6 protein-coding genes are annotated in these 6,699 nt (G+C 65.7%); 5 read left to right on the forward strand and 1 reads right to left on the reverse strand.

The genetic code is table 11. The annotated features are described in order from the left end of the window. The first annotated feature begins 41 nt into the window (after nt 1–41). The 5 genes from QBJ92_RS09660 to QBJ92_RS09680 all read left to right on the forward strand — a co-directional run bounded on the left by QBJ92_RS09660 (nt 42) and on the right by QBJ92_RS09680 (nt 5,499). The gene (locus QBJ92_RS09660) at nt 42–647 is read left to right on the forward strand and encodes a polysaccharide biosynthesis/export family protein (RefSeq protein WP_277969475.1); all 606 of its coding nucleotides are present in this window, start codon (nt 42–44) and stop codon (nt 645–647) included. After that, nucleotides 644–1,939, forward strand: a complete 1,296-nt coding sequence (locus QBJ92_RS09665; protein ID WP_277969476.1) for a hypothetical protein — start codon at nt 644–646, stop codon at nt 1,937–1,939. The genes QBJ92_RS09660 and QBJ92_RS09665 overlap by 4 nt, the downstream gene beginning before the upstream one ends. Further along, nucleotides 1,936–3,372, forward strand: a complete 1,437-nt coding sequence (locus tag QBJ92_RS09670) for a GumC family protein (RefSeq protein WP_277969477.1) — start codon at nt 1,936–1,938, stop codon at nt 3,370–3,372. Before QBJ92_RS09665 ends, QBJ92_RS09670 begins: the two co-directional genes overlap by 4 nt. A 33-nt stretch (nt 3,373–3,405) precedes the next feature. Then, nucleotides 3,406–4,203, forward strand: coding sequence for a CpsD/CapB family tyrosine-protein kinase (locus QBJ92_RS09675; protein WP_277969478.1), 798 nt, complete (start codon nt 3,406–3,408; stop codon nt 4,201–4,203). Nucleotides 4,204–4,317: 114 nt separating this feature from the next. After that, a complete protein-coding gene (locus QBJ92_RS09680; RefSeq protein WP_277969479.1) occupies nt 4,318–5,499 on the forward strand; it encodes a glycosyltransferase family 2 protein in 1,182 nt (393 codons plus the stop codon). A gap of 65 nt (nt 5,500–5,564) precedes the next feature. Here the strand turns inward: QBJ92_RS09680 and QBJ92_RS09685 are convergent, their stop codons facing one another. Further along, the gene (locus tag QBJ92_RS09685; protein ID WP_277969480.1) at nt 5,565–6,620 is read right to left on the reverse strand and encodes a glycosyltransferase; all 1,056 of its coding nucleotides are present in this window, start codon (nt 6,618–6,620) and stop codon (nt 5,565–5,567) included. Nucleotides 6,621–6,699: the final 79 nt, after the last annotated feature.

Here is a 6,699-nt window from a genome sequence, read left to right on the forward strand (position 1 = left end):
TTGCGCTAGGAACGACAAAACCGGTGAACAGGGAAATTGCTATGATCTTTTCGGGACGAACCGCACGTCATTGTGCGGCGGTGGGACTTCTGGCGCTTGCGGTTCCAACCGTTGCGCAATCCGCACCGAACGCGCCGACACAGTTGCGTGCATACCGGATCAATCCGGGCGACGAGATCGAGATCTACGTTTGGGGCGAAGAGCGCCTGCAGCGCGTCGTCAAGGTGCTGCCGGACGGCACCTTCTCCTTCCCGCTGGTCGGGCAGATCGACGCGCTGAACAAGCTGCCGGCCGATATCGAGACGCTGGTGTCCAAGGGTCTGCGGTCGCAATATCGCGATACGGTTCCGCAGGTCACGGTTTCGGTCAAGGCGCCGACGGGCTTGCAGTTCAGCGTCGCCGGCAAGGTGAAGGCAGCCGGTGCCTTCACTGCGGGCCGGTACGTCAACGTGCTCGAGGCGTTGGTCATGGCGGGCGGTCCCGCCGACTTCGCCGATGTCGGCAACGTCGCGATCCTGCGCAAGTCGGGAACCGGGCTGAACGTGATCAAGGTCCGGCTGACCGACATCCTCAAGGGCAACCCCAGCGGCCGCGACCTCGCCGGTCTTCCGCAGCTGGAAAGCGGTGACACGGTGATCGTACCGTGAGGGCGCGTACCTGTCTTGCGCTGTGTGCGATTACCGCGGCGACCCCTGCGTTCGCGCAAACCACCGAAACCCGGTTGAGCGCGGACGTATCGAGTTCGCTCGGCTATTCGAACAATCCCTTCGCGACGACAGGCTCCAATACGGGTGCAGGATTCGTGCAGGTCGACATTCGACCGCAACTGCGATTCCTGCGCGAACGCAGCGTGCTCACGCTCAACGTCGATGCAAACGTGCAGCAGTATTTCAGCCGCTACACGCGATCGGACAATTACTCGGCCGGGGTGGACTATGCGTTCGTTCCGTCGGAGCACATCCGTGCGCATCTGAACGCAAGCGCGGCAAGTTCGCTGGTCGGATCGACCAATGATCTCTCGAATCGCTTCGTGACGGTGAATCCGATCGGCAGCACCCCAGGAACCGGCAGCATTGCCGATCCGGTAAACCCGCTTCCGATCGACACGCTCCCCGTCAACAACGGCACCGACATCGGGCTGTTCGGAATCGGTGCGCGGCGCCGCTCGCTCAACGCCGGCGGCGACGTGACCGCGACGCTCTCGGCGCGCGACGTCGCCACCGCGAGCGCGTTCATCATCGATTCCCGCTACTCCAACACACAGGCGACCGGCGGCGGGTTCAACGCGCTCGGCGACTATACCGGCTACGGTGGCTCAGTCGGATACAGCCGACAGCTCAATGCCTATGTCCAGGCGGGTCTTCAGGGAACGGCGTCGCGTTACGATTATTCGACCGTCGGCGGAGACACCACCGTCTATTCGGTGCAGGCGACGACCACCGCACGGATCAACGAATATTGGACGCTGGACGGTGCTCTTGGCATCTCCTTCATCAATCGCGAGATCGGCGGCGCGCAGACCGCACTGTCGGGCAGGCTCGCCTTCTGCCGTCGCGGCATCCGCTCGGTCTATTGCCTGACCGCCAACCGCGCCGTTCTGCCCACCGGCACGCTCGGCACGCAAATCTCGACCTCGGCCGGGGGCAGCTATTCGTATCGCCTGACCGAGCGCAGCAACATTCACGCATCGGCAGACTACAGCAAGAACAGCACGCCCGGGAACGGGATCGGCACCGGGATCGGCGTGATCCCCGGAAACGGCTTGCTCTTCGGCAACGAGTATCTGCGTGCGTCGGTCGGCTATGATCGCCAGCTTCGCCAGCGCCTGCGTCTGATCACCTCTGCCAACTACCGCAAGATTTTCGGCGGCAACTCGAAGCGTCCCAGCGATTTTGGCGGGATGGTTGGCGTTGCAGTGCGCCTCGGGGACATTCGATGAACGACGAACTCGATCTGGCACAGGGCCAGGAGTCGGACACATCCTCCAACTTCATCGGCAGCCTGCCGGTCATCCTGTGGGAGCGGCGCTGGTTCGTCATCGTCCCCTTCGTGATCCTGAGCATCGCTGGGATCGCGGCGGCCTTCCTGCTCCCGCGCTCCTATCGGTCGAGCGCGACGTTGCTGGTGGAATCGCAGAACCTGCCGAGCGACACGACCGCGGCAGCGGGCCCGGGCGACACGGTCATTGACCGCCGCATGGCCAAGATTCGCCAGCAGATCCTCAGTCGCCCCGATCTCGTCGGCCTGATCCAGGCGAACAACCTCTACAACGCGTCGGCGCGTGCAGAGCCATTGTCGGCGTTGGTCGCGCGGATGCGCGATGCGACCGGGCTGACCGCGGTCAATGCCGACGTCGGCGGCGGCGGCAAGGAGGGGTCGATCGCCTTCTCGCTGACGTTCGACTATCCGACCGCACCGCAAGCGCAATTGGTCGCACAGACCTTCGTCGACCGGCTGCTCAAGCTCGACGCATCCCAGACGCAGGAAGAAGCGCAAACCAATGCGCGGTTCCTGGAAGACCAGGAGGCCAACCTGCAGGCGCAGGTCAGTGCGATCGAGACCCAGATCAACCGCATCACCGGCCAGAACGGCGCCGCACTTGCGGCTTCGAACATGGGCGTGAGCGTGATGACCAGTGGCGGCGACTATGACGGTCAGATCGCGTCGTTGCAGCGCCAGAACGCCGAATTGCAGGCGCAGGTCGGTAAGCCCGCCGTTGGACGGGATCCCAACGTGATCGCCGCCCAGGCGCAGTTGGCAGCCGCCCGCGCGCAATATTCGGACGACCACCCCGACGTAAAGCTTGCCGAGAGCCGTCTCGCAGCCGCAAAATCGACCGCGTCGGCGTTCCAGACCAACAGCGTTTCGTCTGTGGTCCAGCGCCAGTTGCAAGCAAACAACTCGGCGATCGCGCAGTTGCGCAGTGCGAAGTCCATGACGGAAAGTCGCGCGTCGACGATGGCGGCGGCGCAAGCCCGTGGGCCGATCATCGCGCAGCAGGTCGCGCAGTTGCAGGCGCGTGCCGACGTGCTTCGCGTCAACCTTGGTCGTGTCCAGACCAACCTGCTCAACGCCCGGTCGGTCGTGAAGATTTCGGACGAACAGCGCGGCGAGCGGCTCACCCTGATCGACCCGCCGGTCACGCCTGATACCCCGACGCAGCCGAACCGCCCCATGCTGATCCTGGGTGGCATTTTCGGCGGCCTCGCGCTCGGTGTCGGTCTGGCGCTGTTGTTCGAGCTGATCGCACGACCGATCCGGAGCGTCGGGACGCTTACGCGCCTGACCGGCGCTCCCCCGCTCGCGGTTATTCCGGTGATCTCGAAGAAGGCCGCGCGCCGTCGTTCGAACGCCCCCAAAGCCGCTGCTTAATCTGCGCCTTACCTCTTCGACATAAGGTACCCTATGCCGCGTTCCTGGAACTCCTCGACCACCGACGGTGCCGCGCCGGATCTGGTGTTGTCGCCCGAAAGCATTGCCGAGCCGATCGAACAGTTTGATTCTCCGCGGCGTGGCGTGTTCGGCTTCAACAGCCGTGATCGCCGGTCGCGTCCGTTCAACCTGCTCCGCTCGCAAGTCGTCAAGATCATGCGCGCGAACCAGTGGAAGGTGATCGGCGTCACCTCGGCCACGCCGCGCGTCGGCAAGTCGTTTATGGCGGCCAACCTCGCGGCATCCTTGTCGCGTATCCCGGGCACGCACACCTTGCTGTTCGACCTCGATTTGCGGCGCGGGTCGATCGCCGAGATCTTCGAGATCCCTGAAGGCGTCGGCATCAACACCTTCCTGGCGGGTGAAGTCGATTCGCTCGACGCCGCTTCGCGCGAAATCACCGGTACGGGGCTGACGGTGTTCCCCTCCTTCCCGACCGAGCACAGCTCGGCCGAGCTGCTCGCAGGGGAACGGTTGCGCACCCTCGTCTCGGCGATGCGCAAATTGCCGGACGACGTGATCTGCATTTGCGATCTGCCGCCCGCCTTCGCCAACGACGACGCCTCGATCGTCCTGCGCGAAATCGACGCGTATCTGATGATCGTCGAAGAGGGCAAGACGACCGCCCGCCAGGTCAAGGACACGCTGGAAATCCTTCGTCCGGCGCCTTGCATGGGCACCGTGCTCAACCGCTACAAGGGCGGAGTCGGCGGCGACGATTATGGCTTCGGCTACGGCACGCAGCGCTATTACGACGCCTATTACTCCTGATCGGATCGGCCGCGGCCGGAACCGGACAGGACGTCGGCAACAGGGGACGGTCGTGCGAAGTGGAAATCGAATCGGGGGCGATCGCGCGTCCGGTCCCAATCGGAGGATCGGGTGATGGGTCCGTTCGACGTGCTCGCTACGGTTGCGCTGGCGCCGGTCGCCTTGATCGACGCCGCATTCCTGCTGGAAACCGGGCTCGGGTTGCGTTCCGACTATAGCCCCCCGCCCCCTGCGCGCGACAAGCGCGTGGTGGTGCTGGTGCCGGCGCATAACGAGGAACGCACGCTCGCGGCTTCGGGCGCCGGGCTGGTCCGGTTGCAGAACGCCTCCACGCGGGTGGTGCTGATCGCGGACAATTGCAGCGACGAGACCGCCGCCGTCGCCCGCGGCATGGGGCTTGAGGTGATCGAGCGACAGGACGCCGTCCGCCGCGGCAAGGGCTATGCGCTGGCGTTCGGGCGCGATCATATCGCCGCGTCGCCGCCCGACGTGGTGGTGGTGGTGGATGCCGATTGCGAGATCGACCCCGCCGGGCTCGCGCGACTCACCGACAGCGTGATGGCGACGGGTCGCGCCGCGCAAGCAGCGTATCTGTTCCGCCCCGCACCGACCGCACCCCCCGTGGTGCAGATTTCGAACTTCGCCTTCTTCGTCAAGAATCGCATCCGCCAGCGCGGGATACGGCGGATCGGCGGCGCGGCGATCCTCACCGGATCGGGCATGGCGTTCCCCTGGGCGCCTTACGCCGCGCTCGACCTGGCGACCGGAAACGTCGTCGAGGATCTCGCGATCGGGATCGGCCTGATCGAACTCGGGCAGCCCGCTACCTATTTCGACGGGGCGACCGTCCGCTCGGATTGCAGCAGCGACGACGGATCGAGCACGCAGCGAGCGCGGTGGGAAGGCGGCTTCCTCGCGATGGCGCGACGCCACGGGCTTGGGCTGCTCGGATCCGGGATCGCGCGGCGGAACTGGTCGCGGTTCTGGATGGGGGTGCATCTGTGCGTCCCGCCTTTGTCGATGCTGCTTGCGGCGAACGTGGCGATCACGCTGGTGCTTGCGGTTGCTGCGGTGCTGGGCGTTTCGCCCGTTCCGTTGATCGTCGCGGTGCTGCTGCTGGGGCTGCTGGGTGCGGTCGTCGTGTTGGCATGGGCGGGCGAAGGTCGCATGCATCTGCACCGCGACGCCGCGGTTCGGTTGCCCCGCTATCTGGTGTGGAAACTGGCGATGTACGCCCGGCTGCTCACCGGGCGCCAGCGCGTCGCCTGGACGCGAACCGAACGGATCGATCCCTAAGGCGGGTCCGGGGCGCTGACGCCGTTCGGGTCAGCGACCTTTCTGTCCCAGCCCAAACGGCGGGATCACCCCCGCCGTGCCGCCATCCAGGCCGGCGGCTGATCGATCGGGTCGTTCCACCGGGCAACGTGCGGTTGCAGGTCGGCTTTGCTGGGCAGCATTCCGTGCCGCAACAGATCGCGTCCTTCGTTGGCGACGGGCAAGTGCTGGCCACCAAGACCGATCGCGCGCCGCAACAGATACACGCCGTGCCCCGCGATCCAGAAACCGTTCGCCAGCGTCGCTCCGGTCCGCCCGTGGGTGCGCGCGTACATCCGGCGACGCGCTTCGTACCAATAGCGCGGCAGCGGCGGCAAGGTCTTGGCCGCCTTGCGTTCGTAATTGACCCCGGTCGACGCACCGCCGATGTGGCGGACGCGGCTGGCGGGCTCGTGCCGGATCGTCCAGCCCGCCTTACCCAGCCGGGACATCAGCTCGACTTCCTCGAAGTAGAGGAAGAAGCCGGTATCGAACAAGCCGGACTGCTTGAGCGCGGTCGCACGGAACATCGTGCTGGCCCCCGTCACCCAGGCCGCTTCGCCAGGTTCGGTAACCAGCATCGGCTTGATCCCGAGCACGCGCCCGAGCGTGTTGACCCGCGACCCGCGGACGAGTTCGCGCAGCGGCGACATGGTGCCGAACGCCGACCCCGATTCGCTGCCATCCGCATTGAGCAGCAGGCTGCCGACTGCGGCGCAGCGCGGATGGCTGTCGAGCACCTTGCGCAGCTTGGTCACCGCGCCCGGTTCAACTTCCGTATCGGGGTTGAGAACGTGGAGATAATCGGGCGCATCGGCGGATTGCAGCAGCCGCTGGATCGCCTGATTGTTCGCCCAGCCAAATCCGCCGTTGATCGGCAGTGCGAGCAGCTCGACCCACTCCGACAAGGCCGGATCGGCAACGCCTGCGCGGATCACGTCGGCGGAGGAATCCCCCGATCCGCCATCGACGATGACGACACGCAACCCGGGGTTGTCCGCCCGGTCGGACATCACCGCGCGCGCCGCCGATAGGGCGAGCTCCGGCGTCCGATAATTGACGATGATGACGGCGACCTTGGTCGCTGGAACGGCGTCGCTCATCGGACTTCCCTCATGCTGATACTCTTTGCCGGGATCCCGACCGCGACTGCGCCGGGCGCGACGTCCGCCAGCACCACCG

The sequence above is a fragment of the Sphingomonas echinoides genome, assembly GCF_029623395.1.
GTDB lineage: Bacteria > Pseudomonadota > Alphaproteobacteria > Sphingomonadales > Sphingomonadaceae > Sphingomonas > Sphingomonas echinoides_A.

Coding starts and splice junctions, on each gene's coding strand:
- QBJ92_RS09680 (WP_277969479.1), top strand. CDS start 4,318: ATGGGTCCGTTCGACGTGCTCGCTACGGTTGCGCTGGCGCCGGTCGCC.
- QBJ92_RS09670 (WP_277969477.1), top strand. CDS start 1,936: ATGAACGACGAACTCGATCTGGCACAGGGCCAGGAGTCGGACACATCC.
- QBJ92_RS09660 (WP_277969475.1), top strand. CDS start 42: ATGATCTTTTCGGGACGAACCGCACGTCATTGTGCGGCGGTGGGACTT.
- QBJ92_RS09675 (WP_277969478.1), top strand. CDS start 3,406: ATGCCGCGTTCCTGGAACTCCTCGACCACCGACGGTGCCGCGCCGGAT.
- QBJ92_RS09685 (WP_277969480.1), bottom strand. CDS start 6,620: ATGAGCGACGCCGTTCCAGCGACCAAGGTCGCCGTCATCATCGTCAAT.